The organism is Streptomyces toyocaensis (assembly GCF_000725125.1).
Lineage (GTDB): Bacteria > Actinomycetota > Actinomycetes > Streptomycetales > Streptomycetaceae > Streptomyces > Streptomyces toyocaensis.
In genome coordinates this window covers 513,972-538,925 of the sequence record NZ_JFCB01000001.1, presented here as the reverse complement: position 1 = coordinate 538,925, position 24,954 = coordinate 513,972, and the positions used below count along the sequence as shown (strand labels likewise).

The 24,954-nt window shown below is 70.8% G+C and carries 21 protein-coding genes and 2 pseudogenes; 11 read left to right on the top strand and 12 right to left on the bottom strand.

Annotated features, from left to right (window positions below):
- Position 1: 1 nt before the first annotated feature.
- The gene (locus tag BU52_RS02235; RefSeq protein ID WP_051857887.1) at positions 2-496 is read right to left on the bottom strand and encodes a hypothetical protein; all 495 of its coding nucleotides are present in this window, start codon (positions 494-496) and stop codon (positions 2-4) included.
- Between the two features lie 170 nt (positions 497-666).
- On the opposite strand from BU52_RS02235, the gene BU52_RS02230 reads away from it, so the two are divergent.
- Positions 667-1,290, top strand: coding sequence for an HD domain-containing protein (locus BU52_RS02230; RefSeq protein ID WP_051857825.1), 624 nt, complete (start codon positions 667-669; stop codon positions 1,288-1,290).
- Between the two features lie 19 nt (positions 1,291-1,309).
- Here BU52_RS02230 and betT read toward each other — a convergent pair whose 3' ends face one another.
- From betT to BU52_RS02215, 3 genes are all read right to left on the bottom strand, one after another.
- Positions 1,310-3,436 carry a choline BCCT transporter BetT gene (gene betT / locus BU52_RS02225; protein WP_037926868.1) on the bottom strand — a complete coding sequence of 709 codons (2,127 nt, stop codon included), beginning with the start codon at positions 3,434-3,436 and terminating at the stop codon, positions 1,310-1,312.
- A 104-nt stretch (positions 3,437-3,540) separates the two neighbouring features.
- Positions 3,541-5,112, bottom strand: coding sequence for a GMC family oxidoreductase (locus BU52_RS02220; RefSeq protein WP_037926865.1), 1,572 nt, complete (start codon positions 5,110-5,112; stop codon positions 3,541-3,543).
- Between the two features lie 75 nt (positions 5,113-5,187).
- Positions 5,188-6,654 carry an aldehyde dehydrogenase family protein gene (locus BU52_RS02215; RefSeq protein WP_037927860.1) on the bottom strand — a complete coding sequence of 489 codons (1,467 nt, stop codon included), beginning with the start codon at positions 6,652-6,654 and terminating at the stop codon, positions 5,188-5,190.
- A 597-nt stretch (positions 6,655-7,251) separates the two neighbouring features.
- Here BU52_RS02215 and BU52_RS02210 point away from each other — a divergent pair.
- A complete protein-coding gene (locus BU52_RS02210) occupies positions 7,252-10,116 on the top strand; it encodes a type 1 periplasmic-binding domain-containing protein (RefSeq protein WP_037927859.1) in 2,865 nt (954 codons plus the stop codon).
- Between the two features lie 49 nt (positions 10,117-10,165).
- Here the strand turns inward: BU52_RS02210 and BU52_RS02205 are convergent, their stop codons facing one another.
- Entirely contained in the window at positions 10,166-10,609 is a 444-nt protein-coding gene (locus BU52_RS02205; RefSeq protein ID WP_037926862.1) for a hypothetical protein, read from the bottom strand.
- A gap of 76 nt (positions 10,610-10,685) precedes the next feature.
- Here BU52_RS02205 and BU52_RS02200 point away from each other — a divergent pair, with 76 nt between their 5' ends.
- Both BU52_RS02200 and BU52_RS02195 read left to right on the top strand, forming a co-directional pair.
- Positions 10,686-11,021: a hypothetical protein gene (locus BU52_RS02200; RefSeq protein WP_235216240.1), complete on the top strand. Its 336-nt coding sequence runs from the start codon at positions 10,686-10,688 to the stop codon at positions 11,019-11,021.
- 161 nt (positions 11,022-11,182) lie between these two features.
- Positions 11,183-11,509, top strand: coding sequence for a barstar family protein (locus tag BU52_RS02195; RefSeq protein WP_051857823.1), 327 nt, complete (start codon positions 11,183-11,185; stop codon positions 11,507-11,509).
- Between the two features lie 83 nt (positions 11,510-11,592).
- Here the strand turns inward: BU52_RS02195 and BU52_RS02190 are convergent, their stop codons facing one another.
- Positions 11,593-11,862, bottom strand: a complete 270-nt coding sequence (locus BU52_RS02190; protein ID WP_037926855.1) for an NYN domain-containing protein — start codon at positions 11,860-11,862, stop codon at positions 11,593-11,595.
- A gap of 770 nt (positions 11,863-12,632) precedes the next feature.
- On the opposite strand from BU52_RS02190, the gene BU52_RS02185 reads away from it, so the two are divergent.
- Positions 12,633-13,241: a hypothetical protein gene (locus BU52_RS02185; RefSeq protein WP_037926853.1), complete on the top strand. Its 609-nt coding sequence runs from the start codon at positions 12,633-12,635 to the stop codon at positions 13,239-13,241.
- Between the two features lie 231 nt (positions 13,242-13,472).
- Here BU52_RS02185 and BU52_RS36105 read toward each other — a convergent pair.
- The 3 genes and pseudogenes from BU52_RS36105 to BU52_RS02175 form a co-directional block, all read right to left on the bottom strand.
- Positions 13,473-13,580: pseudogene (locus BU52_RS36105) on the bottom strand (VOC family protein); the annotation flags it as partial.
- 182 nt (positions 13,581-13,762) lie between these two features.
- Positions 13,763-14,537 (bottom strand): annotated as a pseudogene (locus BU52_RS02180) (hypothetical protein).
- A gap of 59 nt (positions 14,538-14,596) precedes the next feature.
- Positions 14,597-14,947 (bottom strand): HEAT repeat domain-containing protein, encoded by a 351-nt coding sequence (locus tag BU52_RS02175; protein ID WP_157847795.1) that lies wholly within the window; start codon positions 14,945-14,947, stop codon positions 14,597-14,599.
- A 275-nt stretch (positions 14,948-15,222) separates the two neighbouring features.
- On the opposite strand from BU52_RS02175, the gene BU52_RS02170 reads away from it, so the two are divergent.
- The 3 genes from BU52_RS02170 (at position 15,223) to BU52_RS02160 (ending at position 18,775) form a co-directional block, all read left to right on the top strand.
- Positions 15,223-16,053 carry an SAM-dependent methyltransferase gene (locus BU52_RS02170; RefSeq protein ID WP_037926850.1) on the top strand — a complete coding sequence of 277 codons (831 nt, stop codon included), beginning with the start codon at positions 15,223-15,225 and terminating at the stop codon, positions 16,051-16,053.
- Between the two features lie 126 nt (positions 16,054-16,179).
- Entirely contained in the window at positions 16,180-16,956 is a 777-nt protein-coding gene (locus tag BU52_RS33165; protein WP_051857819.1) for a hypothetical protein, read from the top strand.
- Between the two features lie 256 nt (positions 16,957-17,212).
- Positions 17,213-18,775 (top strand): hypothetical protein, encoded by a 1,563-nt coding sequence (locus tag BU52_RS02160; RefSeq protein ID WP_037926847.1) that lies wholly within the window; start codon positions 17,213-17,215, stop codon positions 18,773-18,775.
- Between the two features lie 223 nt (positions 18,776-18,998).
- On the opposite strand, the gene BU52_RS02155 is transcribed toward BU52_RS02160, so the two are convergent.
- Complete coding sequence (locus tag BU52_RS02155; protein WP_037926845.1) at positions 18,999-20,525, bottom strand: hypothetical protein; 1,527 nt, start codon at positions 20,523-20,525, stop codon at positions 18,999-19,001.
- The gene (locus tag BU52_RS02150; protein WP_037926842.1) at positions 20,522-20,773 is read right to left on the bottom strand and encodes a hypothetical protein; all 252 of its coding nucleotides are present in this window, start codon (positions 20,771-20,773) and stop codon (positions 20,522-20,524) included. The genes BU52_RS02155 and BU52_RS02150 overlap by 4 nt, the downstream gene beginning before the upstream one ends.
- Before the next feature lie 177 nt (positions 20,774-20,950).
- Between BU52_RS02150 and BU52_RS36100 the strand changes: the two genes are divergently transcribed.
- From BU52_RS36100 to BU52_RS36095, 3 genes are all read left to right on the top strand, one after another.
- The gene (locus BU52_RS36100) at positions 20,951-21,157 is read left to right on the top strand and encodes a hypothetical protein (protein WP_235216239.1); all 207 of its coding nucleotides are present in this window, start codon (positions 20,951-20,953) and stop codon (positions 21,155-21,157) included.
- Between the two features lie 10 nt (positions 21,158-21,167).
- Positions 21,168-22,049 (top strand): hypothetical protein, encoded by an 882-nt coding sequence (locus BU52_RS02140; RefSeq protein WP_037926839.1) that lies wholly within the window; start codon positions 21,168-21,170, stop codon positions 22,047-22,049.
- A 469-nt stretch (positions 22,050-22,518) separates the two neighbouring features.
- Entirely contained in the window at positions 22,519-22,647 is a 129-nt protein-coding gene (locus tag BU52_RS36095; protein ID WP_107061054.1) for a DUF6408 family protein, read from the top strand.
- A 52-nt stretch (positions 22,648-22,699) separates the two neighbouring features.
- Here the strand turns inward: BU52_RS36095 and BU52_RS02135 are convergent, their stop codons facing one another.
- Positions 22,700-24,814 carry a DNA/RNA helicase domain-containing protein gene (locus tag BU52_RS02135; protein ID WP_037927846.1) on the bottom strand — a complete coding sequence of 705 codons (2,115 nt, stop codon included), beginning with the start codon at positions 24,812-24,814 and terminating at the stop codon, positions 22,700-22,702.
- Positions 24,815-24,954 lie beyond the last annotated feature (140 nt).

Here is a 24,954-nt window from a genome sequence, read left to right as displayed (position 1 = left end):
CCTACCCGAGCAGCCGGGCCCGGTCGGCGGCCATCACCAGCAGGTGCGCGACGATCTCCGCCGCGTATCCGTTCTTGGTGTCGGTGTCGAACCACTCCTCGGGCTTCTCGACGCCCAGACTGTTCATCACCAGCCCGTGATCGCGGCGGATATCCGCGACCGTGCCGGCGACCGCGTCCATCAGCGTCTTCCCCGGCCGCTCGCACTCCAGGGCGAAGCACCCCCGGTCGACCGGCACACACCCCTCCGGCGGACGGGCCCGCAGCCCCGCGTACCGCTCGTCACCGAACCCGGAGTCCCGGAAGTCGTCGTGCACCAACGAGAACCGGTGGAACCCGGGCGGCACGGGAGGAGGCGGAGGCGTGTACTCCCACCCGGCGTCCTCGCACAGCTGCCGCTTCACCTCTTCCGCTTCGGCATGCGTCACGGTGAAGCCGTTGGCCTCGTTGCGCCCGGTCGTCGTGCCGTCGGCGTTGCGGTGGAAGGCCAGTTCCATGATGTGCTCCCCGTTTCCGTGCTGAGAAGGGACGACACGTCCCGTCACCAGCTCGAACGGCCCGCGCACCCGGCAGGTGCCCGCTCCCCGGAGCACCATCCGATCGCGTGAAAAAGGGCACCGCGGGAACTGCCCGCCCCGGCCCGGTGAACGGTTGTTACGCTCCCCCGATGAGGATTCCGGGCCCCGAAGAGATCCGCGCGCTGCACGAGAAGCACGCGCCCACCCCCGAGGCGTTCGCCCTCGTCCACACGCACTGCGAGATCGTCTGGGGCGTCGCCGAGCAGCTCCTGGCCGCGCCCCGCCTCGCGCACCTCGACGCCGAGCTGGTCCGCGCCGGCTGCCTCCTGCACGACATCGGCGTCTACCGTCTCTACGACGACGACGGACGCCTGGACCACGAGAACTACATCAGGCACGGTCTCCTCGGCCACGAGATCCTCCAGAGCGAAGGCTTCCCCGAGCCCCTGCGCCGTTTCTGCTCCCACCACACCGGAGTGGGCGTCACCCGGCACGACATCCTGTCCCAGGGCCTGCCCCTCCCGCCCGGCGACTACCTCGCGGTCACGGAGGAGGAGAGGCTGGTGATGTACGCGGACAAGTTCCACAGCAAGTCCCGGCCGTCGGCGTTCCTCTCCCCCGACGAGTACGCCGCCCACGTCCGCCGCTTCGGCGAGGACAAGGTGACGGCCTTCGAGGCCCTGCGCACGCGGTTCGGCGACCCGGACCTCACCGGGCGGGTGCCGGGCGCCGGACCGCAGGGGGACGCGGTGACGTCCGCCGTACGGGCGTAGGCCGGCGGCGCCCGCGCGCCTACTGCTCCGGCAGGTGGGCGTCCGGCGCGTCCGGACGGTGGTCGGGAAGGGCCGACCCGGCGGCCGTCTCATGGCGCACCCTCAGGAATTCCAGGTGCCGCTCGTACTGGTCGAGACTGTCGGCGATGAGCTGCTCCTTGGTGTACCCCATCACGTCGTACTCCTGGTTGCCCTCGGTGAGCCGGACCTCGAAACGCACGTAGGTGTCGTGCGTGGTGACCGACCGGGTGGCGAACGCGGGGGTCGGCAGCTCCACCGGCCAGACCTCGTAGAGGAACGTGTCACTGGTGCCGATAGGCACCCGCAGCCCGACATGGGTGAGGCCGTTCTCCTCGACGGTGCCTTCCAGGACCTCCGCCTCCACTCCCTGCTCCCGCAACGCCTCGGCGACCTCCTGGAAGGCGGGGCGGCAGACCTGGTCGACGAAGCGCGCGGCCGCCCGCCTGCTGGGGAACGCCATCGCGCGCGCCAGCCGGTGCCGCCAGTTCGGCGCCCCCGGCAGACCGTGCTGCGGCATGCGCCCCGACAGCGACAGGGGAAGCGTGGTCACCCTCGCCTCCACCTTCATGTACTCGGTGCGCAACGCCAGATAGAGCCCGGCCATGATCAGGAACATCACGAAGGAGAAGGGCAGCCCCATGATGATGGTGGCGTTGGTGAGTGCCTGCACCCCGCCCACGATGAGCATGGCGAGGGTGAGGAGCCCCGTCGCCACCGCCCAGAAGATGCGCAGCCACGGGGGCGCGTCGGTGACCGGGGTGGGCAGTTCGGCGCTGAGGTTGCCCATGACCAGGGCTCCGGAGTCCGCGGAGGTGACGTAGAGGAGCAGCCCGACGAACGTCGCGAGTCCGGCGCTGAACAGGAACCCCGGATACTGCTCCAGGAGCGTGTAGAAGCCCTGCTCGGGGACGTTCATGGCCGTTTCGCCGAACTCGGCGTTCCCGTCGCGCACCACGAACAGGGCGCTGTTGCCGAAGATCGCCAGGAAGAGACCGGTGAAGAGGAACGGGATGACCAGCGTCGCCGCGACGAACTCGCGCAGGGTGCGGCCGCGGGAGATGCGGGCCAGGAAGAGCCCGACGAACGGCGCCCAGGCGACCCACCATGCCCAGAAGAAGAGCGTCCACGCGTCCAGCCACTCGGTGGGCTGGTCGTAGGCGAAGGTGTTCAGGGTCATCGAGGGGAAACGGCTGACGTAGTCGCCGACGTTCTGGACCACGGCGTTGAGCAGCCGGAACGGTTCACCCACGACCAGGATGTAGAGCATCAGCAGGGTGGCGAGGAGGATGTTGAGCTGCGACAGCCTGCGGATTCCCTTGTCCACACCGGACGCCGCCGACGCGGTGGCCATTCCCACCGCGATGACGATCAGGGCGATCTGCGCGGCGAGTCCCTCCGGCACGTCGAAGAGGACCTTCAGTCCGTAGTTCAGCTGCACCACGCCGATGCCGAGGGTCACGCCGATGCCGAAGACGGTGCCGATGACGGCCGCCAGGTCGACGGTGTCACCGATCCGTCCGTGGATCCGGCGGCCGATGATCGGATAGAGAGCGGAGCGGATGGCGAGCGGCAGCCGGTAGCGGAACGAGAAGTAGCCGAGCGCCATGCCCATCAACGCGTACATGCCCCAGCCGGTGATGCCGTAGTGGAACAGCGTCCACACCACGGCCTGCCGGGCGGCCTCCAGCGTTTCCGGTTCACCCTGCGGCGGCGCGAGGTAGTGGCTGACGGGCCCGGAGACCGAGAAGAACATCAGGTCGATGCCGATGCCCGCCGCGAACAGCATCGCCCCCCAGGTGAAGAGGCCGTAGTCGGGCTTGGAGTGCTTGGGGCCCAGCTTGACCGTGCCGTACTTGGACACGGCGATGAAGACGACGAACAGCAGGTACAGACTCGCGGCGAGGAAGTAGTACCAGCCGAACCAGCCGGAGATCCTGCCGACCACCACTCCGATGGTCTCCTCCGCGCCGGAGGGGGTGATCATCGCCCAGATCGAGATCGCGAGAATGAGGACGGCCGACCCGAAGAACACCACGGGTTTGAGCCGGACCGTCCCCATCGGTACCTCCTCCGACGGCGTCTCGTCCGGCGCCGTCCCGGGACCCTCCCTTCCGGTGGTCGACACGGTCGTGTTCCTCCTTCACTGAGGGCCAGTACGTCGGCCGCCGGCGGCCGACGGCATTCGCCGGCGCTCCACGGCGCGGAAGACCCACGGGGACCGCGGACCGGTCACCGTGCCCCCGCCCGCCCGGTGGGCGCCGGGCGACCCGTGAGCAGGTCGGCGGCGCGTTCGGCGGCGAGCAGGACGGTCACCATGGGGTTGATGGTGGGCATCGTCGGGAACACCGACGCGTCGACGATGCGCACGCCCTCGGCGCCGCGCAGTCTCAGGTGCGGGTCGCAGACGGCCATCGGGTCGTCCGCCGCGCCCATGCGGCAGGTGCCCGCCGGGTGGTAGACGGTGTGGGCCGCGCGGCGCCCGTACTCGGACAGGGCGGCGTCGGAGGTGACGTCCGGGCCGGGTGCGACCTCGCGCACGAGCCAGCCGCTCAGGGGATCGGTGGCGGCGACCTCCCGGGCCAGTTTGAGCCCTTCGACGATGGTGCGCTCGTCGTGGCCGTCGGGGTCGGTGAAGTACCGGAAGTCCAGGGCGGGGTGCTCGGCCGGGTTGGAGCTGCGCAGCCACATGCGGCCGGTGGAGCGGGCCCGGGGCACGTTCGGTGTCATGCACACCCCGTACTTGGGGACGGGGTAGCCCAGACGTTCGGTGTTGACGGTGAACGGCACCTGGTAGAAGTGGAACATCAGGTCCGGGCGCGGCTGCCCCTTGTCGAGGCGCAGGAACAGGCCGGCGTCGGAATCCATCGCGGAGTTGGGCGGCAGCGGGCCTTCCGTCTCCCAGACGATCACCGACTCGGGGTGGTCCAGCAGGTTCTCCCCCACGCCGGGCAGGTCGACGTGGACGTCGATGCCGACGCGGCGCAGGTCGTCGGCCGGGCCGATGCCGGACAGCATCAGCAGCCGCGGGGTGTCGATGGCGCCGGCGCACAGCAGGAGTTCGCGTTCGGCGCGCACGGTGGCGGGCTCGCCGTCGGCGCCGCGGACGGCGACGCGGGTCAGCCTCCCCGACGCGTCGGTGAGCAGCCGGTGGGCCCAGGTCTCCAGCAGCAGCGTGAGGTTGGGGCGGTGCAGAACGGGGTGGAGGTAGGCGACGGACGCCGAGGAGCGCAAGTTGCCCTCCGGCTTGTACGCGAGGGAGAAGAAGCCGGTGCCGTCGGCGAAGGGCTCGGCGTTGAAGTCGTCGATGACGGGGACCCCGGTGGCGCGGGAGGCGGCGGTGACGAAGTCCTTGGCGATGGGATTGCGGTCGGCCTCGGCCACCGGGACGATCGTGGTCCGCAGCCGGTCGCGGTACGGGAGGATCGTCGCCGGGTCCCAGCCGGCGCAGCCCGCGGCGACCCAGTCGTCGAGGTCCTGCGGCAGCGGCAGGAAGCTGATCAGCGTGTTGTGGGAGGAGCAGCCGCCGAGCACCCGGGCCCGTGAGTGCAGGATGTGGGAGTTGCCGCGTGGCTGTTCGACCGTGGTGTAGCCGTAGTCGAACTCCGAGCCGAGCAGGTTGATCCAGTTGCGCAGGCGCAGGATGCGCTCGTCACCGACGTCGCTTGGGCCGCCCTCGATGACGCAGACGCGGCAGTCGGGGTCCTCGCTCAGGCGGGCGGCGAGCACACAGCCGGCGGTGCCGCCGCCGACGACGACGTAGTCGTAGGAGGACTCCGCGCCGTGCGGGGTGGTGGAGGTCATGGAGTGCCTTTCCTCGGGGCCGTCGGTGCCGTCGGGACCGTCGGGTGGTGACGGGCGGTACCGTGCCGTGCCGGGTCAGCCCTTGAACCAGCCGGAGGGCGCCGGAGCGAGGTTCTGGTAGATGTGCTTGGCCTCCTGGTACTCACGAAGGCCCGTGGGACCCAGCTCGCGCCCGACGCCGGAGCGGCCGAAGCCGCCCCACTCGGCCTGCGGTACGTAGGGGTGGAAGTCGTTGATCCACACGGTGCCGTGCCGCAGCCGCTGGGCGACGCGCTGGGCGCGGCTCGCGTCGGAGGTCCACACACCGCCGGCCAGGCCGTAGCGGGTGTCGTTGGCCAGTTCCACCGCCTCGTCCTCGGTGCGGAACCGCTCGACGGTGACCACGGGCCCGAAGACCTCCTCCTGCACGATGCGCATGGACCTGTCGCAGTCGGCGAAGACCGTCGGCAGCAGGAAGAAGCCGCGGCTGAGCGCCGGGTCGTCGGGGCGGGTGCCGCCGGTGACGAGCCGGGCGCCCTCCTCCTGGGCGACGGCGATGTAGCCCTCGACCTTCTCGCGGTGCTCGGCGGAGCTGAGCGGGCCGCTCTCGGTCCCCTCCTCCATGCCGTTGCCGAGACGGATCGCCCGGGCGCGCCGGGCGAGGGCGTCGACGAACCGGTCGTGCAGCGAGTCCTGGACGAGCAGACGCGAACCGGCGGAGCAGACCTGCCCGGCGTGCAGGAAGGCGGCGTCCAGCGCGTAGTCCACGGCGGCGTCGAAGTCGGCGTCCTCGAAGACGATGTTGGGGTTCTTGCCGCCGAGTTCCAGGGCGATGTTCTTCGGCCCCTCGGCGGCGGCGGCCATGATGGCCCGGCCGGTGGCCAGGCCTCCCGTGAAGGAGACCAGGTCGACCTCGGGGTGGGCGGTCAGCGCCGCACCGACTCTCGCTCCGGAGCCGAGCACCAGGTTGGCGACGCCGGGCGGGGCACCGGCCTCCTCGATCAGCCGGATCATGGCGATCGTGGTGAGCGGTGTGGTCTCGCTGGGTTTGAGGACGAAGGTGTTGCCCGCGGCCAGCGCCGGAGCCACCTTCCACGAGGCCTGCAGCAGCGGGTAGTTCCAGGGGGCGATGAGCGCGCACACCCCGACCGGCTGGTGGACGACCCGGCTCAGGACGTCCGGGCCGACGTCCACGACACGGCCGCCGTCCTTGCCCGCCAGTTCCGCGAAGTAGCGGAAGGCGTTCGCCACGTCCTCCACGTCGATGCGGGCCTCGGTCAGCGTCTTGCCGGTGTCGAGGGTCTCGGTGCGGGCGATCTCGTCGATGTCGCGCAGCAGCAGGTCGTGGACCCGCATCAGGAGGTCGGCACGCCGGCGGGTGGGGGCGTTTGCCCAGTCCTCCTCCTCGAAGGCGCGCCGGGCGGCACGCACGGCGCGGTCCACGTCGGCGGCGTCCGCCTCGTCCACGGTGGTGACGACGGAGGCGTCGTACGGGTTGACCACCTCCCGCCGTCCGCCTGCCGCCGCCGCGGTCCACTCGCCGTCGATGTACAGCTCGCCCATCCCGGGGGCCTCCTTCGCATCCGACCGGCACCGATCGGTCCGCCGGTCGGCGACACGGCCCATCGTGCGGCCGACGGCGACGGGACGCACGGCAGCCGTCGCGACCGGGTGGTGACCGGGTGGCCGGGTGACCCGGGCGGCCCAATGGGCGGCCGGGACGGGGCCGGGGAACCGGTTGCCGCGGTCACCCGGCTCCGGGAGTCGGGGGTCGGCGGTCAGCGGTTGGCGGATGGCGGTCGGCGGTCGGCGGTCGGCGGTCGGCGGTCGGCGGTCGGCGGTCGGCGGTCGGCGGTCGGCGGTCGGCACCGAGAGCATGCGGGCTGTCCGTCGTACGACACCACCGCACCGGCCCGTGCCCCGTCCTACGACACCCCCGCCCCCGTACGTGCCCCGCCGTACGGCATCACCCGATCGCAGGACCTTCCGCGGGGGCGGATGACCGCCACGACGAACTGTGTTTTCGCCAGGAGCAGTTGTCGGAGCCGGGCGATATCCTCACAAGGCGCTTGTGACACATGTGTCTTACGACAACGGGGGGTGTCCATGCACGGCCGCGACCAGAACTTCCCTCAGGACTGCCCGGGCGGTCACCCGGGCATGTCGACCGGGGCGGGGATCGACGTGCAGCGACAACTGGAGTCGCTGATCCAGGACTTCCGGGCCGGTGATCCTCCGATGCCGGTGATCGTGCTGCACGCGGAGGACGCCGCCGACGACGACCGCGTCACCGAACTCGTCGACGAACTGAGCGAAGGACAGCAGCGCCACGGTACGCGCCTGGCCGTCGCCCCGACCGAGCCGCAGCCGGGAAGCCTCGACCCCACCGCCCAGGCCGTACGGCTCCTGCGCGACCTCGGCGACCCCCGGAAGTGGGGCGACCGTTCCGCGACCTACCGGCCCTACTCCTTCCCCCGCCTGGGCCTCGTACGCGCCCTTCAGGAAGCCACCGACGATCCGGAGATGCGCGAGCACTGGCCGACCGCCCCGGCAGGCACCCCGGACGGGAACGCCCAGCGGGAGCAGGCCCAGACACACCTTCTGCGCATCCTCGCCCGGCAGCGCTGGCGCCCTCGCAGACCCCCGCGCCGCAACCGGCAGGTGCTGCTCAACGACGTGCAGCAGTTCCTTCCCATGGGTGTCCTGGGAGCCTTCACCGCGCTGCTCACCCGTCCCGAGTGGTACGTCGCCGTCCTGGCGGGCATCGGGCTGATGATCCTGCTCGCCCTCCTGAACCACGTGCCCGGACGCGCGCCCCTCTTCCTGTGGCTGCGCAGGGAGAGCCGGTGGTTCCTGACCACGACGTTCCTGCAGTCCGCCGCCCGCCGCCAGTCGACAAGCGTGCGGCTCCTGCGGCCGGTCCGCTCCTGGCGGGCCATAGCGGCCCGCGCCTACGACGTGTCCGAGGCCATGCGCGAGGGCGGCCCGTTCCCCCTCCAGTTGTACGTGCTGGCGCTCTTCGAGGATCTGCGGGACAGCCACCGGCGCGGCAGCTGGGACCTGCGAGGGCTGAAGCGGACCCGGCCGCCGGTGCTGTTCCTGCGCCGGGTGGGCCGGGAGAACGGAGGTATCGAGCTGATCAGGGCGGTCAGTGACGTCCGCAGCCGACGCAGCGAGCTCGACCCGCTGCTGATCGTGGCGGGCGTGGCGTCGGGCGACGCGGCGCTGCTCGACCGGGGCCCCGACGGAACCGCGCCGATGAACCGGCCGCAGCCCCAGCCCCCGTCCCGGACCGGGCCCTCGCGCCTGCAGCACCGGTTGCGGCACTGGTATGACGAATGGGCCGGGAATCTCCGGGCCGACCAGTCGCCGAGCAGGACCAACGCCCTGCCCTGGGTGCTCAGGATCCCGCTGCCCCGTGACGAGCTGGTTCAGCTGCGCCAGACGGACTGGCGGTGCGTGAGGGCCGGGCACCGGCCGTCCGTGGCCCGTGTCGTGTGGTCGGCGCACAGCCTGATCCTGGTCCTCGCCCTCGCCGCCACCGCGGGCGTCGTCCACGCCCGCGAACTGCACCGGACGTACTGCTCGGCAGGTCTGCTGACCGCCGACCGCGACACCGAGCTGCGTCGCGCGCCCGGGGGCGGCACGGAGTGCGTCGGCATAGCCGCCGGGGACGTGCGGTTCGGCGCCCACCTCTCCGGCGGGGCCGGCGAGGAGGGCGGGAGGCTGCGCGAGCTGGAGGAGCTGGTGCACGCCGAGAACGCCGAGGTGCTGCGCGACCACCCCGGCACCTACGTCACGGTGGTGTACGCGGGACCGCTGAGCTCGGCCGCGGTGGACCCGTCCCTGGTCAAGGGCGCCGAGGAGCTGGCCGGCGTCTACCTCGCCCAGCGTGTCGTCAACGAGAACTACCGGGTGAAGGTACGGGTTCTGCTCGCCAACGGCGGCGCGGACATGGGGCACCAGCGCGTCACGGCCGACGCGATCGCCGCCTACGCCGACCGTGACCCGACCGTCGTCGGAGTCGTCGGCTTCGGCCGCGACCTGCAGAGCAGCCCCGACGTGACGCGCCGGCTCCACGCGGCGGGACTGCCGGTCGTGTCCGGCACCAACTCGGCGACCTACCTGCCGAAGGAGTTCTCCAACTGGTTCAGCCTGGCCGCTCCCGACGAGCACCAGGCGGAGGCGCTCGGTCTCGTCGCCCGGCAGCTGCGCGGCCGGGACAGGGCCCCGCACGCCCTGGTGCTGGCGCGTGACACGAAGGAGTCGCAGGACCGATACACCAGCGAACAGGCGCTGTACGGCGGGGAGATGCTGAAGCGGGAGGGGTTCCGGCTGCTGCCCGCGCGGACCTACCGGGTGGCGAACGGAAAGCCCGAGCTGCGCCTGCACGCGGAGAGCATCTGCCGCGGGGAGAACGTCCCCTCGGTGATCTACTTCGCCGGACGGGTCGAGGACATCGGGCCGCTGATGACCCAGCTGGGCGTCGAACCGGGCTGCGCGAACAGGGAGATCTCGATCCTCACGGGTGACGACCTGAGCAAGGCCAAGTTCTCCGGCACGGGCGGCCGGGACGGCGTGGCTCCGCGGATCACGCTGTACCACGCCGCTCTGGCCGAGCTGCGGGAAGCGGCGTCCGGGACCGCCTTCTACCAGGACGCCGCCGAGCACCTCCCCTGGCTCAAGGACGGGGAGGCCACGTACGACGCCGCCGACTTCGCCAGCGGTCAGACGGCCCTGTCCCACGACGCCACGCGTGCGCTGTACTGGGCGGCCAGCCTCGGAGACGTACCCCAGAGCCGCGCCGCGACCTGGATCAACCTCAGGAGCGTCAAGCTGGACGGGATGGCCACCGGCACGATCGACTTCACCGACGCACCCCTGTACGGCGAACGGCACGGCCACAGCATCGTCCTCGCCCGGGTCCGGAGAACCCCGGAGGGTGTGTCGAAGGCGGAGGTCCTGTGCAGCAGACCGGCGGGCGACACGACACCGCTGGACGTGAAGGAGTGCTCGATCAAGTGAGCGGGGTGCCCGGCGCCGCACCGGGAGGAGACGCGGCACCGGCCACCGTTCAGGCGTAGAAGTCGGGGATCACGTGATCCGCCGTCCCGACGGTCCTGTCGACACGCAGGACCTCTCGGCGTACGGCTCCGCTCTCCGCGATCAGCACGTCGGGGACATCCTCTTCGTAGAAGCGGAGGTGCCCCACGGTGCCCACGGTCGTCGTACGAGCGCCGAGCCAGAGCACGATCCTGCGCAGAGCGTCGAAGTGGTCGGGATGCGTCTCCTGCCGCACGGTCAGCGCCCATCCCGCACCACCACCGGAGTGCAACTCCCCGACCAGCGCGCCCCCGATCCGCAACGCCGCGCCCCGGGCGTCCCACAGGGGGTACGCGTAACCGCCACCCTGCCGTCCGCCCTCCATCCCCAAGTGCCATCGCAGCAGGGCGAGGTCATCGGGTGCGAAGGAGCCCGGAAGGTGGAGAGCGAGTTGGAGTTCGTAGAGGTCGGCCACGCAGCATGCTACGAGTGAGGGCACCGAACAGGGCAAAGCCCTCGTGCCTCCACGTTCGTTGATCTACCGTGACGGCATGACGCAGAAGTCTCTTCCCCACCTCACTCCGACGGGCACCTGCTGGTGCGGCTGCGCAAAGAAGGTCGGCACCGGATCGTTCTTCGCCCCCGGTCACGACAAGGTGGCGGAGGCGGCACTGCTCGCGGTCGAGTACGGCTCCTCCATCGCCCAGTTGCTCCACGGACACGGATACGGGCCCGGCCACTCGGTGAGCGCGCGTGCCGTGTCCGAGGGAGTGTGGCTCACGTGCCCCGCGTGCGACTACGTCGGCGCTCCGGCGAGCATCGCCAACCACTCGAAGAAGGCGCACGCCACGACGATCGGCGAACAGGCACAGGGGGCGGAGCGTTGACCGAGCCGTCCGGCAGCCGGCGCGCCGTCTCGAGAACGACCCACAGGACAAGCACACCCACCAGATCCTCCGGGACCTCGCGAGCGAGGGCCTGCTGGTGAAGGTGGAGGACTGGCCCGTCCCCTACACCGCGGTGCGGGCGGACTGAGACCACAGCCACCATGGCAGACGAAACAAGCGGGGTGGAGCCCACGGATGCTCCCGACGCACTGGTCATCGATCTGACCGAGGTGCGGAACGCCGAGGAGCTCCACCGGCTCCTTCAACGGGAACTGCGGTTCCCCGACTTCTACGGCCGGAACTGGGACGCGCTGTGGGACGCGATCACCGGCCTCGTCGACCTGCCGCACGGGCTGACCTTCACGGGCTGGGCCGCCTTCTCGGCCACCCTTCCTGCGGAAGCACACACGCTGCGCGAACTCTTCGACGGCTGTCTGCGGGAGTACGGCCGGCATCTCGCCGCACCCCGCCGCATCCACTACCAGTAGGACCCGCACCGCAGGGCTTCCCTGCGGTGCGCCGCGCTGGGCCCCGGCGCACCGGAAGTACCGTCAGTGGTCCCCCCCCCCGGTCAGCGACGACGTCCCGCTGCCCCGGTGGCGTTGGGCCTGCGCGGGTTGAAGACCCACACTCCCTGGGACTGCGTGGCACCCAACACCCTGCCGATGTCCAGAAGCCAGGGATTGGCCTTCTGGAACGGGGCGAAATTGTCGTTCGAAACAATCACTCCGTCCACCTCTTCGGCGATGCTGATGACAAGCGCGTCCCCCCGGCCCTCGGTGCCCGCCGGCGGCTGCACCACGGTGCCGGCGGCGATCGCCTCAGCAGACCGGCTCGACACCCGCGCAGCACTGTGACGCCCCCGTCTTGTCTGTCCGCCATACCGCTCTCAGTCCTCTCCGTGCCCCCGTCCTGCTTCCAACCCACAAGCAGGGGACACGAAAGAGCAGCGGTGCACATGATCCAAGGCTGATCGGGTGAGAGACAAGAACGCCTGAGGAAACCAGCCACACGACGCGTTGCCTGGGCTCCCACCGGCGGACAGACGGGCGGGCTCACTCGATAACAAGCTCACACAGCACCAAGCAACGCCGACCACACCTGCAAGCCGACCCCGAGTACAGGCCTACCCTGCGCTACGTACTTCGAGTCACGCACATGCAACACCGACAGCCGTAAGGGCGGCCTTAACGCACGCTCCACCCGACCCCGTGCTGTAACTGCTGGTGCGCCAGCACAGCTTGGCCTCACCGCGCGTCGCGCCTTCCGCGTTCATAGTTCTCCCAGCATCTTCTCGAGTACCCCAGGGACTCGCACCGCGGCTCCCGTGACCACGCCCCTCGAAGACGATATGGGTGATATCTACCGCAGAATCTCTTTAAGTTCCTCCGTGCTACCCAACGCACCCAAATCCATGACCAGTTGATCACCAACACCACGACGAGGGGTACTGCCCTGCGGGTGCGTGATCCCGACCGAGTGGCGCTCGCTTCAATATCCTCCCGTGCAGGTCACTGGAGCATATATACCCAACGATTACTGGGCAGTTGACCTCAGGGTTTCGTGGTAGCGTCCTCGCTCGGAGGGACAGTGCAACCTGAAAGGGAAATCGTGAACACGGAGAAGATCGCCGCTCGCCGCCTCTCACTGGAAGAGGTGACGAAGCTCGGCGTGAAGGACAGGCTCTTCGTTTCCGCCGACACGGAAGTACTCAAACTTCCCGACTGCTATGTCCCTGCTTTTCTGACCAAGCCCGGTGAGGATTTCGAGGGCGGCTCGATCACGGCGAGGACCGTATTCCAGGAAGAGGTCTTCTGCCTTCCCGACGACGAGAACGAAGCCGGGATCTACGTGGCCGACGAGAGTGGTCCGGTGACCATCGAGGTCCTCCAGTCCGCCGGTGTCGTTCTGGACCTGGCGCTCTTCGTCCCCGGTGGGGACAAGGGGTCCCTCTCGGCCCTTTACGCCGCGGCCCGGCAGGCGTTCGGCGCCGACGTCGTGCAGATCTGGCGCCAGGGCCTCAAGGAGGTTCCCGACGTGAAGGTCGACATCTTCGAGGAGCAGATTCCCCGGGGGCGCAAGGCGAGCGACAGCCCCAAGCGTGACCGTCGTGCGATCGACACCTACCCCACCCGTGCGGACTTCATCGAGTTCTCCGCGGGGTGGAAGCCGGTCGTTGAGATTCACAAGCCGGTCGTCGACGACACCCCGACCATCTGAGGCGGGGCCGCCTCTCGTCCCACCCGACCGGGATCAAAGCCTGAAAGTCGTTCTACGACAGCCCCACAGGGCTTCGGTGCCGGCTCTTCGCACAGTCCCTCATGCTCGCGTGTCGATGGGTGCGAAGGGACTGGCATGCCAGGGCGCCGTCTGCGATCTCATGAGGTACGAGCAACGGCCGAGGGCCGCACCCCCGCGCGGGGGTGCGGCCCTCGGTGCATGGGGTGACGAGGCCCAGCCGCCGCCCGGCACGGTGATGAGCTCCATGGGGTGGCCCGCCGGGTCCATGAAGTACGCGCCGCGGCCACCGTCGTTGTGGTTGATCGCGTCAGGCTGCTTGGCTGCTCAGACGCGACAACGCCGGCAGGGAAGACGCCACAGGAGCGACGCATCGGCTCCCTGTTCCCCATGGGGGGCGCCCTCCACTGGGGCGCCGCCAACACCTGAGTGGCAGCACCGCTCCTCCTGAACTCAAGCCCGCGGTAGCAGACGAGGGCGCGGGCCATGCTCATCGCACCGGCTCAGCCGGCCGGAGTGTCCTGTGCCGCCTCACGTGCTTCGGTGAGGGCTCGCTGCCTGATGTTGCCGCCGAACAACTGGATGGTGGTGGCGGCCAGAACGTCGTCCCTGCCGATGGTCCGCCCGTCCCCCCTGCGGGTGGACAGGGCCAGGAGGGAATCCTTGAGGGGCGGAGGCGGGGCCGGTTCGCCCGGCATCACCAGGGCGACCGAACCGAAACGTTTGACCCCGCCCTCGCGGACGACCATGGCCGCGTCCGGGGCGAGGTCCGTCAGGAACACACTCGTGATTCCCCTCAGGTCACGGACCATCGCCGGGACGGCCGTCACCCCCTGCCTCCGCAGCAGCTTCCTGACCCCGGCCTCGAACCTGTGGGCGCCGACCACAGCACTCGGTCGACGCGACCTGCTGCGCTTGGGAGAAGGCACGATGACACCCTGGGCGTCGTGCACGACACCGGTCAGGCCCTGAAACGTCGGGCTGTGGTCGTACCACTGGCTCCCGACCTCGATCTCGACGTTCCGGTCGATCGCCGAGAGAAGGTCCCCGGGAACCAGCCTCTTCCGGGACTCTTCCGCCGCTCCTCGCGCCGTCGATGATCTCCGTCAGCACTGTCCGCGTCACCGACGCGGCGGCCCGCGCGGCCGGCCGGGAGACGTGCATCGGGGTCACGTCCCTGAACACCGCCTTGACGAGAGGAGGCTTGAACGGCGGGACATCCATGACCGAGGCGGTCTCGGGACCACTGCGCTCAGGGCGTGCGGGCTGTGCGGTCATCGGAAGAAACGCTCCCTGCTGTCGGATTGTTCGGAGGCCCACACTTCACCACGGGCGCTTCAGGTCCGGGCCGTGCCTGAGGGTTGAGCGACCGTCCGGAGAGTCGTGGCCGCGGACGTCTCGGCCAGGGCCGTCGCCGCGAGGCCGCCGTAGGAGCCGCTCAGGAACGTCATCGTCCCGGTCCTCTCGGGCGGCCGAGCGACCACCTGCGTCAGTACGTCGACGACGGCCGGGCCGGCGACGCCGAACCGCGTCAACGCGAAGGCGGAGGCCCAGCGCAACTCGGCGATCGGGCTCTCCAGGTAGGGCTCGATGAAGGGGACGGTCGCCGCATCGCCGAGCAGGCCGAGGGCGACCACTCCCGTCGCCGCGGCGCCGGGCGATGCCTCATCGGCGACGAACGCCTGCAACAACGGAACCGACGTCGCAACGGACTCAGGGAACCACGCGAGCAGGTTCGTCGTTTCGGCCCGCAGTTCAGGGCTGCCGACCCGCCCACCCCGCCGGTGGCGGACCGGCGCGCTTCCGGGTTCCCCGACGTCTGCGGCGCCCTCGTCCCGGCCGACCGTACCGGCGGTCGGGGCGACCCTCCCCGCGCGGTCGTGGACCGGGGCCGCCCCGGCCTCGGACCCCGTCCGCCCGGGGATTCAGGAACGCCGGTCGGCAGGTGACCTCGCGGGGGAGGATGGCCGGCATGACGGTTGAAGGTTCCTCCATCGACTCCACCCGGCCGAGCATCGCCCGCGTCTACGACTACCTGCTCGGCGGCAAGGACAACTACGCAGTGGACCGGGAGGTCGGCGATGTGTTCCTCCGGGACCTCCCCGGCTCGGTGGCCATCGCCTTTGCCAACCGTGCGGCGCTGACGCGGGCGATCGCGCAGATCGTTACGACCACCGGCATACGGCAGTTCATCGACCTGGGCAGCGGTCTGCCGACCGCCGACAACGTCCACCAGGTCGCTCAGCGGCACGCCCCGGAGTCCCGGATCGTGTACGTCGACAACGACCCCCAGGTGCTGGTCCACGGCTGCGCGCTGCTGGAGCAGAACGACCGGACCCGGGTCGTCCGGGCCGACGTACGCGACCCCGATGGCGTCCGCACCCACCCGGACACCCTGGAACTGATCGACTTCGACCGCCCCGTCGCCGTCGTCCTCAGCGCCGTCCTCCACCACGTCAACGACGAGGAGGACCCGGCCGGGATCGTCCGCCACTGGCGCGACCACGTACCCTCCGGGAGCCACTTCTTCATCAGCCACTTCCGTTCCGGCGGCAACCCGGAGACCGCGGAGGCCGAGCGGGTCCTCCAGCAGACCTTCGGCCGCGGCCGGTGGCGCACCGACGAGGAGATCGCCTCCCTGCTGGACGGCCTGGAGATCCTCGACCCCGGAATCGTTCCCGCACCCCTGTGGCGTCCCGACACGACCGCCAACCGTTGGAGCGCCGACGGCGCGCAGCCGGAGCTCAGCGTCTGGCAGCACCTCATCGTCGCCGGGCTGGCCCGCAAGGCGTAGTGACCCCGGCGGGCGACGACCCATGGAGTGCTGGACCGGGCGGGGTCAACAGGGGCGGGGCACGGAAGTTGGACTCTCTACAGCGCCGAAACGGCTAATATCGCCTGAGTCTCGGCGGGGGAGGGCATGGTGGCAGGCGCATCCGGTGACCACTCCACTGCCAAGGTGTGGGCACTGATCGGCGGGATCTCATCCGTGCTGTCGATCCTGGGCTGGCTGGGCTTGAACAACGCGGGCGAGCTGAAGGACTTGCTGGCCGACTCGCCCCCCTCCAGTTCCAGCCCGGCCCCGTACACGTCTTCGCCGACCGACCGCATCCCCGATGACTCCGACACCGGTGAGGGGAGCACTGACGAGTCCGGCCCCGAGCCGTCGACACCCGCTCCGGATCCCACCGGAGAGGCGTTCGAAGCCATCTCGGTCGGCCACTGCCTGCCGGTCTACGACACGGGCCGCGGGGGCACCACCAGCGTCGACTGGAGCGTCGGTGCTCCGCCGGACCCCGTGTCCTGCGCCGGCGAGCAGGCGCAGGTCCAGGTGTCCGCCGTCAACACGGCCTGCCCCACCGGCTATGGGAAGTCGTACTGGAGCTACCGGTCCGCCACCACCGGCGACACCACGAAGCTCTGCCTCACCCGCGTCTACCACGCCAACTACTGCATTCTCGGCCGGCAGTCCGGCGACTCGATCTCCCTCGCCCTGATGACGGCCGTGGCCTGCCGACGCGAGCCGGTACCCGTCCCGTACAACCAGATCATGCACATCACAGGGGTCTACCGCGCCCCGGCGGGCGCCGACGCGAACAACTGCCGCCGGGTGGCGGGCGACCAGACGCGCTACTGGGCCGCCCTGGTGGACGACGGCGCCACGCTGCTGTGCACCACGATCTATCAGGGCAGCTGACCGACAGCTCAGTTCCTCCCAGCCGCCCGAGTACGCTCGCGGAAAGGCCGGTTCGGACCCGTCTCCGTCGTCGTGACGGCCGTCGTGCCCGGGTTCACCGACACGCACGGCGTTGTCACCCGAAAGCCCTCACCCTGTGCGATTTCATCCCCCTTCACCTCTGTGCCGCATACCGTGAACCCGCCGCCCGAACACCTCTCGGCACAACGGGAAGCGGCGGCGACACGCAGGTCACGGGAGACGGAGGAAGAACGGGATGACACAGGCCGCCGCAGGGAGCGAGCTGGACGAACGGGTGCCGGGACGCCGGTGGACCGTGCGTCTGGACCCCGTCGGCCGAGGCAGCGCGGAGGTGCGCGTCTCGTGCAGCCGACCCGCCTGTGCCGAGCGGCGTCTGCCCTCCGCGGCGGCAGGCCGTACGGCCGCGGTCGCCCACCTGACGGCGCACCTGCGCGCCACCTCCGCCCCCAGAGCCGACACCTACTGCGCCTGCCGGGCGGACGGCTGCCGCGCCCACCTCCCCGACACCGGCCGGCGTGCGCGTACCGAACAACCCTGGCGGTGCGGCGGACCGGTCGTCCTGGCCGTGATCACCGACCGGGCAGGACGCTGGTGGCAGGCCCTGGAGTGCTGTTCACAGTGTGCCGCCGCCACTCCCGGGGCCCGGCCCGCGGCCACCTCCCCTCCGTCCGCACCCCGGACCGCCGGCCGCCCGACCCCCGCGGCGGCGGGCACCGGCGCGGGCACGCCGCAGTTCTCCGACCAGCAGGTCACCATCCGGACGGGATGTCCTGCGCCCCTCTCCGTACCCGCACCCCGCCCCGTGCCCGCGCGGCGCCGCCGCCCGCCGGAGGCGAGGGTCGGCCGGCGTGTCATTCCGCAGGACCTGCGGCCCGTGTCCCTGCGGGACGAACTCACCGAGCTCGGTGACCTCTTCCGCGCCTACCAGAAGCGCCCCGAGCCCGACCTGGCGCTGCTGGCCGATCTCCAGGAACGCAAGGCCCGCGCCTTCCTCACCTGGTCCGACGTCAGTTGCGACGTCACCCTGAGGCTGGAGGCCCGGCGTGCCGAGCAGGCCGCCGCCGTCATCCGACGCCAGCACCAGCACCGCACCGGCTGCGTCCGGGACGGCGACGAACCGGGCGTGGCGCGCCTGCTGACCGTGCCGGCGCAGTGGGAGCACGCGCGCTCCGTCCTCGCGCACGTGGCCGGCCACACGCCGCTGCCCGGAGCGGAAGCACGGCTGCTGGTGCTGATGCTGACCCTGCGCACCGCGCACACAGGCACCGGCAACCTCGTCGGCCAGGACGTCAACGCGCTGGGCCTGACCGACCCGGAGGACCTGGTCGAGCAGCTGACCGGCTGCGGCTGGCTGTCCCTCCCCGGCACCGTCGGCGACCTGCTCGCCTCCCGGCCGGAGAACCCCACCCCTGTCACCGTCCCCTCCCTGGTGCCCGACGAGGACGGGACGGGCCCGTTCACGTTCGGCAGGAAGACCCGGCCCAAGCTCTCCGGCTGGGCCCAGAGAGTGGTCTCGGACAAGAAGCTCCGCAAGGCCAAAGCCCCCGCCGGCGCCCGGCTGCTCGCCGTGACGCTGGCCACGTGGACGGACGACGTGGGACGCCTCGGACCCGGCGGCCGGGGCGTCACCCTGGACGCCCTCGCCACCCGGGTCCCGGTCGGCCCCGGCGAACTGCGGGACCTGATCGACCGGCTGACCGCAGCGGACTGGCTCACCGACGCCGCCCTCACCGACACCCACCTCACCGGCCGGCTGACCGAACGCGTCCTCCCCCTCTCCTGCCCCCTGCCGGATTGAGCTCCCGCTTACTCTCGTCCGCGACCGCACGCGTGGGCGGGGCGCCGCCGCCCCGTCCACGGGTTCACCACCACTCCACGTCGGTGGTTCGGTCGTTCTCCCTGTCGGCGAGCTCGGAGAATGCCACGCTGACGGTGGTGCGTCGCTCGTGGCAGCGGGCGAGGAGGTGCTTCGGCCGCCCCTGCTTCCCGGCGGGCCGGCCGGCCGCCCGCTGTGCCCGTCCTCAGTCGACCTCCCGCACGCGTGCAGCGGTCCGTTCGGCGAGCTCGCGGACGCCCTTGGCGGCGTTGTCCGAGAGGTCGCCGAGTACGGCGTCGGCGGCGGTGAGGAGGGCACGGGCCTCCTCGGGGTGGCCCGCGTCGGCCAGGGCGAGGGTGAGCCGGTAGTGCTCCTCGGCGATGAAACGGCCGAGGTTGACCCGCTGCCAGTAGCGCAGTGAGTCGTCGCCCGGAGTCGCCAGGGCCTCGCGCACGGCGGCCAGGCTGTCCACCGCCTGCGGCAGCCGACCCGCCTCCCGCTCCAGGCGGGCGAGGGTGTGCCGGGCCGAGGCCCGGTCCCACGCCGTCTCCTGAAGGGCGGCGTACAGGCGCTGGGCACGCAGCGCCTGGGGAAGGTCGCCGAGTTCCTCGAAGTCCTGGGTGAGCGCGCTCAGCGGAGCCGTGGCCAGGGTGCCGGGCGCCCCGGGGCGGCGGAGTCTGCTCTGGTCCATGACGATGCTGTCGAGTTCGCGGATCAGCGTCACCCGCGCGAGGTCCGTCATCCCCTGGTCCCGCGCCAGGTCGGTCCAGGTGGAGACCGGCTCGTCCGACGGGTCCGTCCCGAACATCGACTCGTCGAGTTCCCTCGCCCACTGTTGCAACTCGTCGGCGCTCGCTCCCGGTTCCGGCACACCGCCCAGGCCGCACGCGGTGTCGAAGTCCGTCTCCCGGACCTCCAGCAGCAGCGGCAGGTCCCCGGTGTCCCCGTACAGCCCCACCAGCACGGCAGCGAGCCGCAGTTCATCCGTCATCGATGACTGTGTCTCGTGCCGCAGCAGGTGCCGCAGCAGCTCCAGGTCGCCCTCGACGCGGTCGAACTGCGCGGCGCGCAGGGTGAGCCGGCGCCGGACCGGGTCCTCGGCGACTTCACTCCATGCCGTGGGGTCGCCCTCCCGCAGGCGGGCGAGATCGGCGCGGCCCGCCGCGAGCACCGTCTCCCACAGCGGTGGACCGGCCGGGCCCAACCGGTCGTACGCGCACCCCTCGTCCGCGTTGAGCAGGACGAAGTCCGGCTCGGTGCGCAGCAGGGCGGCATGCAGTCTGCCCACCAGCTCGACCGGGGAGCGTTCCGGGATGCCCAGCGCCGCACGGAGCTCGGCCCGCTCCTCGTCGATTCCGTGGTACTCACGGATCTCGTCCTCGGTCTCCGCGACGTACGCCAGGATCTTCTCCTCGCCGTCGTCCGGCGACAGACGCGTGCAGCCGCGCCAGCCGGGCAGGCCGATCACGACCTCCAGGGCCTCGTCGACGCTGGAGCCGATGATCCCCGCGGCGCCCTCCGAGTCGGCGTAGAGCACCGAGCCGTCCGCGCACACGAAGTACGTGCCGCCGGTGTCGTCCCCGGCCACCGTCTCCAGCGGTCCGCCCGAGGCGAGGCGGACCTCCTCGACATGGCCGTGGGTGGCACGGTCGAGGTCGAAGTCGAAGGGGAAGGCGGCCAGTGCGGCCAGGCGGCGGTCCTGCCGCAGCAGCCGTAGCGCGTGATCGGTCATGTCGCGGAACGTAACACCGCCCAGTGACCGCGGACTCGCGGCCCTTGCAGGAGGCCATGTGAACCGATCCTGCGCTCACCGTCGGCGGTGATGTACGTGAACCACACGCACCGCCCGTCGGGTGCCGTCACCGCGTTCTGCTCGACGTCGCCGGTCGCGCCGCTCAGGCGCAAGAAGTCGTCGGCGTTGCCGCCGCTCTCCACGTAGCCGGCGTGCGTCGTCCTGCCGTCCGCGTCCCATGACCGCATCTCCCTACCTACCCCGATCCGACAGGGCGGCAGCGGCGCTGTGCGCCCCTGCTCGGCTCGCCTGAGGACCTGCGGCAGCCCGGGGTCCGGGAGGCGGCCGAGCGTGCGCGCGACCTGCTGCGGTCGGGTCCGGACGCCGACGAACTCGCGTCCTGCTACCGCGCCCTGGACACGGCGTTGCGTCGGAACGGGGACGCACGCGGGCTGGTCGGCGGATCCCGGGGCGCCACGGCTCCCGGCATCGCGCCCCACATCAAGGTGGCCGTCTGCCCCAGGGCGCCCCTCTGTGCCCGGGTGGAACGGGCCCGCGACCTGCTCCCCGCCTCGTACTGCGCCGTCCACGGCACCCGCATGCGCAAGAGCCGACTGGGCTCGGCACTGTGATTCCGCCGCCGTGAACCCCCTCCTCGCCACCCTGGGCGGCAAACTCACCGAACGCTGGCTGAATTCGCTGGTCCTCGGTGCTCTGTTCCTCGCCGCGACCGCCGTCGGCGCCACCCTGGGGCACCGCCACTGGCTCGACGTCGACCGGCTGCGCACCACCTTGGACGACCTCGCCGCCCGCCCCGCCCTGGACCGCACCGGCACCGCCGCGCTCCTGGTCGCCCTCGTCCTGCTCACCGCGACCGCGGCCTCCCTCGCCGCGCAGTTCCTCGGCAGCGGGATCGAGCGGTGCTGGCTGCGTTTCGGCCGGGACCCGCTCTCGCGGGCCAGGACAGCACGCCGGGCCCACCGGTGGCGGCAGAAGGACGCGAAGCTCACCCGGGCCATCGAACACGCCCACCGTGTAGGTGCCGGACCCGGCGATGCGGGGACGAGCGCGAACGACGCCCTGGCACGGGTCCAGGCCCTCACCGAGGCCCGCGACCGCATCGCGCTGCGCGAACCGGCCCGCCCCACCTGGTACGGCGACCGTATGCAGGCAGCGGCTGATCGCGTCGAGGCCGCCTACGGGGTGAACCTCGCCGTCCTCTGGCCCAGGTTGTGGCTGATTCTCCCCGAACCCGCCGTACGCCGGCTTCAGTCGGCACGCGACTCCTTCACTGCCGCGGCCCGCCTCGCCGCCTGGGCCGTCGGCTGCGCGTCCGTCGCCCGGTCGCGCGCCCGCACCGCTCTCGAGGCACTCGCGGAACTCGCGGAACTCATCGAGGCCGCCGTCGACGTCCACGGCCGCGAGCTGGCCACCCGGATCGGCCTGATGTCTCCGGATGCGCCAGGACGGCTGGCCCAGGACACGGGAGACGCGATGTCGGCGGTCTTCAGGAAGGCCGAGTGACGGACGGACACGTACAGGTGAACCGGGCGTTGTGCAGCGCGAACACGGTCGTGCCGCTCGTGCGGGACGTTGCGGAACTGCTCACTCTGGCCGCTACGAGCAGGGGCTTGGAGAAGCGCACCTCGGTCCTCGGCATGGGGGTGTCGCCCCCTGCGGTGAGCGACCGACGGCCGCCGTACCGGAGGGCAGCACTTTCGACGGCGCCTCACGCCCGCCACCGTACCCCGCCATCCGGCAGGACGATGTGGCCCGGTGCGTCCGCTTAACCTGCGGACCGTACAACTGTGTGTGAAGTAGAGTGACTTGTGCTGCGCATCCTCCCGGAGGGGTACGAGTGCGGAGTTCATGTGCCACTCGGCGGCATGTGAGCAGTGGTGGTGTATCGCCGTACGCGTGCGTGCGGTGTGTGAGCGGATGCCCGGTGGGCCGTCCCCCACCATTCCTGCTCACCACCAAGGAGTGGTCACCCATGGACCCTGTCGAGTACCAGCCTGCGCGTTACGCCCGGCTCCGCAAGATCCTGGCGGACGTCGCCGTCAACGTGGTCGCCAACCTGTTGGTGGCCGCGATGATGTCGGCAGCGCACCTGCTCTTCTGAAGCAGGCGAGTGGCGGGCTCCGGGGCCCGCCACTCCACAGCTGGCCGAGCACTCAGAACAACATCATCTCGCTCTTCCGCTTCGCCTTGTTCCGTGCGCGTCGGGCCCTGCGGCCCCGCGCGCCCCCACCCTGCCGGGTGATCCGCAGCTCGGGCGGGATGGACTCCTGGGTCGGCCGGAGCCCGTGCACGTCGGTCTCTCCGACCAGTTTCCTGAGGTGGCGCCGGGTCTCCTCGTCGGTGGAGTAGAGCACGCTGGCCCGACTCGCCCTGGTCAGGAGCACGTGGTAGGCGTGACGGACGCAGCGGGCGAAGTCTTCGTCGTCGAGGGTGCTCGTGCGGACCTTCGGATCGAGCGACCCCGCCTTCGCCACCCGGTTCACCCCGGCCGCCGGGTCCTTGCGCTGCTTGCCTCGCTGGTACACCCAGCGGTCGGTGCGCCAGACCATGTCGTCGCCCATGATCACTCCGCACCAGTCCCACTCGAGCCCCTGCGCCGTGTAGACGCAGCCGATCTGCCCGATGCCGGCGTCGTGCACGGGCCAGATCCTCGACGGCGGTTCGCCGTTGGCGCAGAAGGATTCACCCGACGCGTTCCACGGGCGGTGCCAGCCGCCGATACGCACGTCGTTCTCGAGGTTCTTGTCCTTGTCCGGCTTGCTCCAGGGCCAGCAGTACCCGGCCACCATGCGGGCGGTCGCACCGGCGTCGAACTCGGTGCGGACGATGCGTTCCATCTCGTCGGGCGTGTCGACGACCTCGATGTGCATGAGTCCGTCCGGGACCCACCCGTACGCCTTCTCCGATGACACACCCAGCAGCGCACGGACCCAGCGGATGTAGGCGTCACTGCCTCCGCACCGGTACTGCTCCACCAGACGGTAGTGACGGAAGACCGCGTCATGGCGTCGCGCCGCGTCCTCGATGAGTTCCGGCGTGCCCACCTCGTAGGGGCGCACGGTCTGTGCCCCGTCGAGGAAGAACACGGTCAGGCGGGACGCGTCGAGGAGTTCGTCCACCTGCGGCTTGGTGCCCTGCTTCTCCGCGGGCAGCCGCCAGTTCTTGGACATGTCCCGCAGCCGGTGCGCCTCGTCGCAGATCAGCACGTCCAGTGGTGGATCCGGCGGGGTCACGAAGCTGCTGAAGTACGCGAAGCGCCCCCGGAACTCCTTCGCGGTGTAGCCGACATTCTCCTTGATCGCGGCATTGAAGGCCCTCGACCCGCTCGCGTACTTCACCGTTCGGCCGGCGGCTTCGAGATCGGCCCGCAACTGCAGTCCGATGGCGCTCTTCCCGGTACCGGCTCCCCCGGTGACCAGGAAGACAGCACGCTGCGGGCGGGGGACGAGCGCCTCTCGGTCCGGTGGGTCCAGGATCATTTCCGAGGCTTTCAGGACCTCGTCGGCGACCTTCTTCTGGCGGCCTCTCAGGGTGAAGACCGTGTCCTCGCCGTTCGACCTGACCATGGCGTCGAGCAGCGGGGTGTTCCGAAGGTTCATCCGGTGCAGGATGTACTCGGCCGCCGAGTAGTCGTCCTCGTCGGTGAAGTGGCGCCGCAGATCCTTGAGAAGCCGACCTCGGGTGTCGCTCGTGTAGGTATGGGCATAGGGGCCCGTGGGCGCTTGGACACCGAGCAGCGGCCGGACGGATTCCTCCGTGGCATTGTGCAGGTAGGCGAATCCGCCGCATTCGAACGACAACCCGTTCAGTGGGCCGGTGGGGCCCGTGAACAGCGCATGGTACTCACCGAGCTGAAGGGCGGGGTGGGCGACGGGCCCCTCGATCCCCTCCACGTACACGAGATCGGCGGTCGCGGCCTCCACCCTCGTCACCGACGACCACTGCTTCAGCTCGACGAGCTGCACGGAAAGGGTGCCTTCCGCGGGATGCCTGCCCACCAGGACCACATCGATCTGGCCGTGTGCTCTCGCCGCCCCCTCGGACGCGTCCACGGTGGGCGAACACTCGACGATCATCTCGACGTTGCCGCGGTCGGCGGCGACCAGGTCCTCCGCCAGCGAGACGAGACTGCGCGCCCACGCGGAGCGCTCCCCGTCGGAGGCATCACCCCGCTCGAAGTGCACCCAGCGGGCCGCAAGGTGGGGCACCAGACGGTGCCGTGCGTTCAGAGCGAGCAGGTCCCGCGCCGCTAAGCGCAGCAGGAGCATGGACACGAGGAGGGTCCCCCAGAGCACGAGTGACTCGTGCGGGTGGGGGCGTGTCCATGCAGGAAGCCCGTCGGGCCGCAACCGGTTTCGGGGGATCTTAGACAGGCACCGCCTCAGCCTGGTAACCACGGGCGGGAACC

Bases quoted from the DNA above. Each gene is read 5' to 3' on its own strand.
- BU52_RS02155 (WP_037926845.1), bottom strand. From the start codon at position 20,525: ATGACCGATCACGCGCTACGGCTGCTGCGGCAGGACCGCCGCCTGGCC.
- BU52_RS02150 (WP_037926842.1), bottom strand. From the start codon at position 20,773: ATGCGGTCATGGGACGCGGACGGCAGGACGACGCACGCCGGCTACGTG.
- BU52_RS02210 (WP_037927859.1), top strand. From the start codon at position 7,252: ATGTCGACCGGGGCGGGGATCGACGTGCAGCGACAACTGGAGTCGCTG.
- BU52_RS02135 (WP_037927846.1), bottom strand. From the start codon at position 24,814: ATGCTCCTGCTGCGCTTAGCGGCGCGGGACCTGCTCGCTCTGAACGCA.
- BU52_RS02200 (WP_235216240.1), top strand. From the start codon at position 10,686: ATGACGCAGAAGTCTCTTCCCCACCTCACTCCGACGGGCACCTGCTGG.
- BU52_RS02235 (WP_051857887.1), bottom strand. From the start codon at position 496: ATGGAACTGGCCTTCCACCGCAACGCCGACGGCACGACGACCGGGCGC.
- BU52_RS33165 (WP_051857819.1), top strand. From the start codon at position 16,180: ATGGTGGCAGGCGCATCCGGTGACCACTCCACTGCCAAGGTGTGGGCA.
- BU52_RS02230 (WP_051857825.1), top strand. From the start codon at position 667: ATGAGGATTCCGGGCCCCGAAGAGATCCGCGCGCTGCACGAGAAGCAC.
- BU52_RS02195 (WP_051857823.1), top strand. From the start codon at position 11,183: ATGGCAGACGAAACAAGCGGGGTGGAGCCCACGGATGCTCCCGACGCA.
- BU52_RS02170 (WP_037926850.1), top strand. From the start codon at position 15,223: ATGGCCGGCATGACGGTTGAAGGTTCCTCCATCGACTCCACCCGGCCG.
- BU52_RS02215 (WP_037927860.1), bottom strand. From the start codon at position 6,654: ATGGGCGAGCTGTACATCGACGGCGAGTGGACCGCGGCGGCGGCAGGC.
- BU52_RS02160 (WP_037926847.1), top strand. From the start codon at position 17,213: ATGACACAGGCCGCCGCAGGGAGCGAGCTGGACGAACGGGTGCCGGGA.
- BU52_RS02220 (WP_037926865.1), bottom strand. From the start codon at position 5,112: ATGACCTCCACCACCCCGCACGGCGCGGAGTCCTCCTACGACTACGTC.
- BU52_RS36095 (WP_107061054.1), top strand. From the start codon at position 22,519: ATGGACCCTGTCGAGTACCAGCCTGCGCGTTACGCCCGGCTCCGCAAG.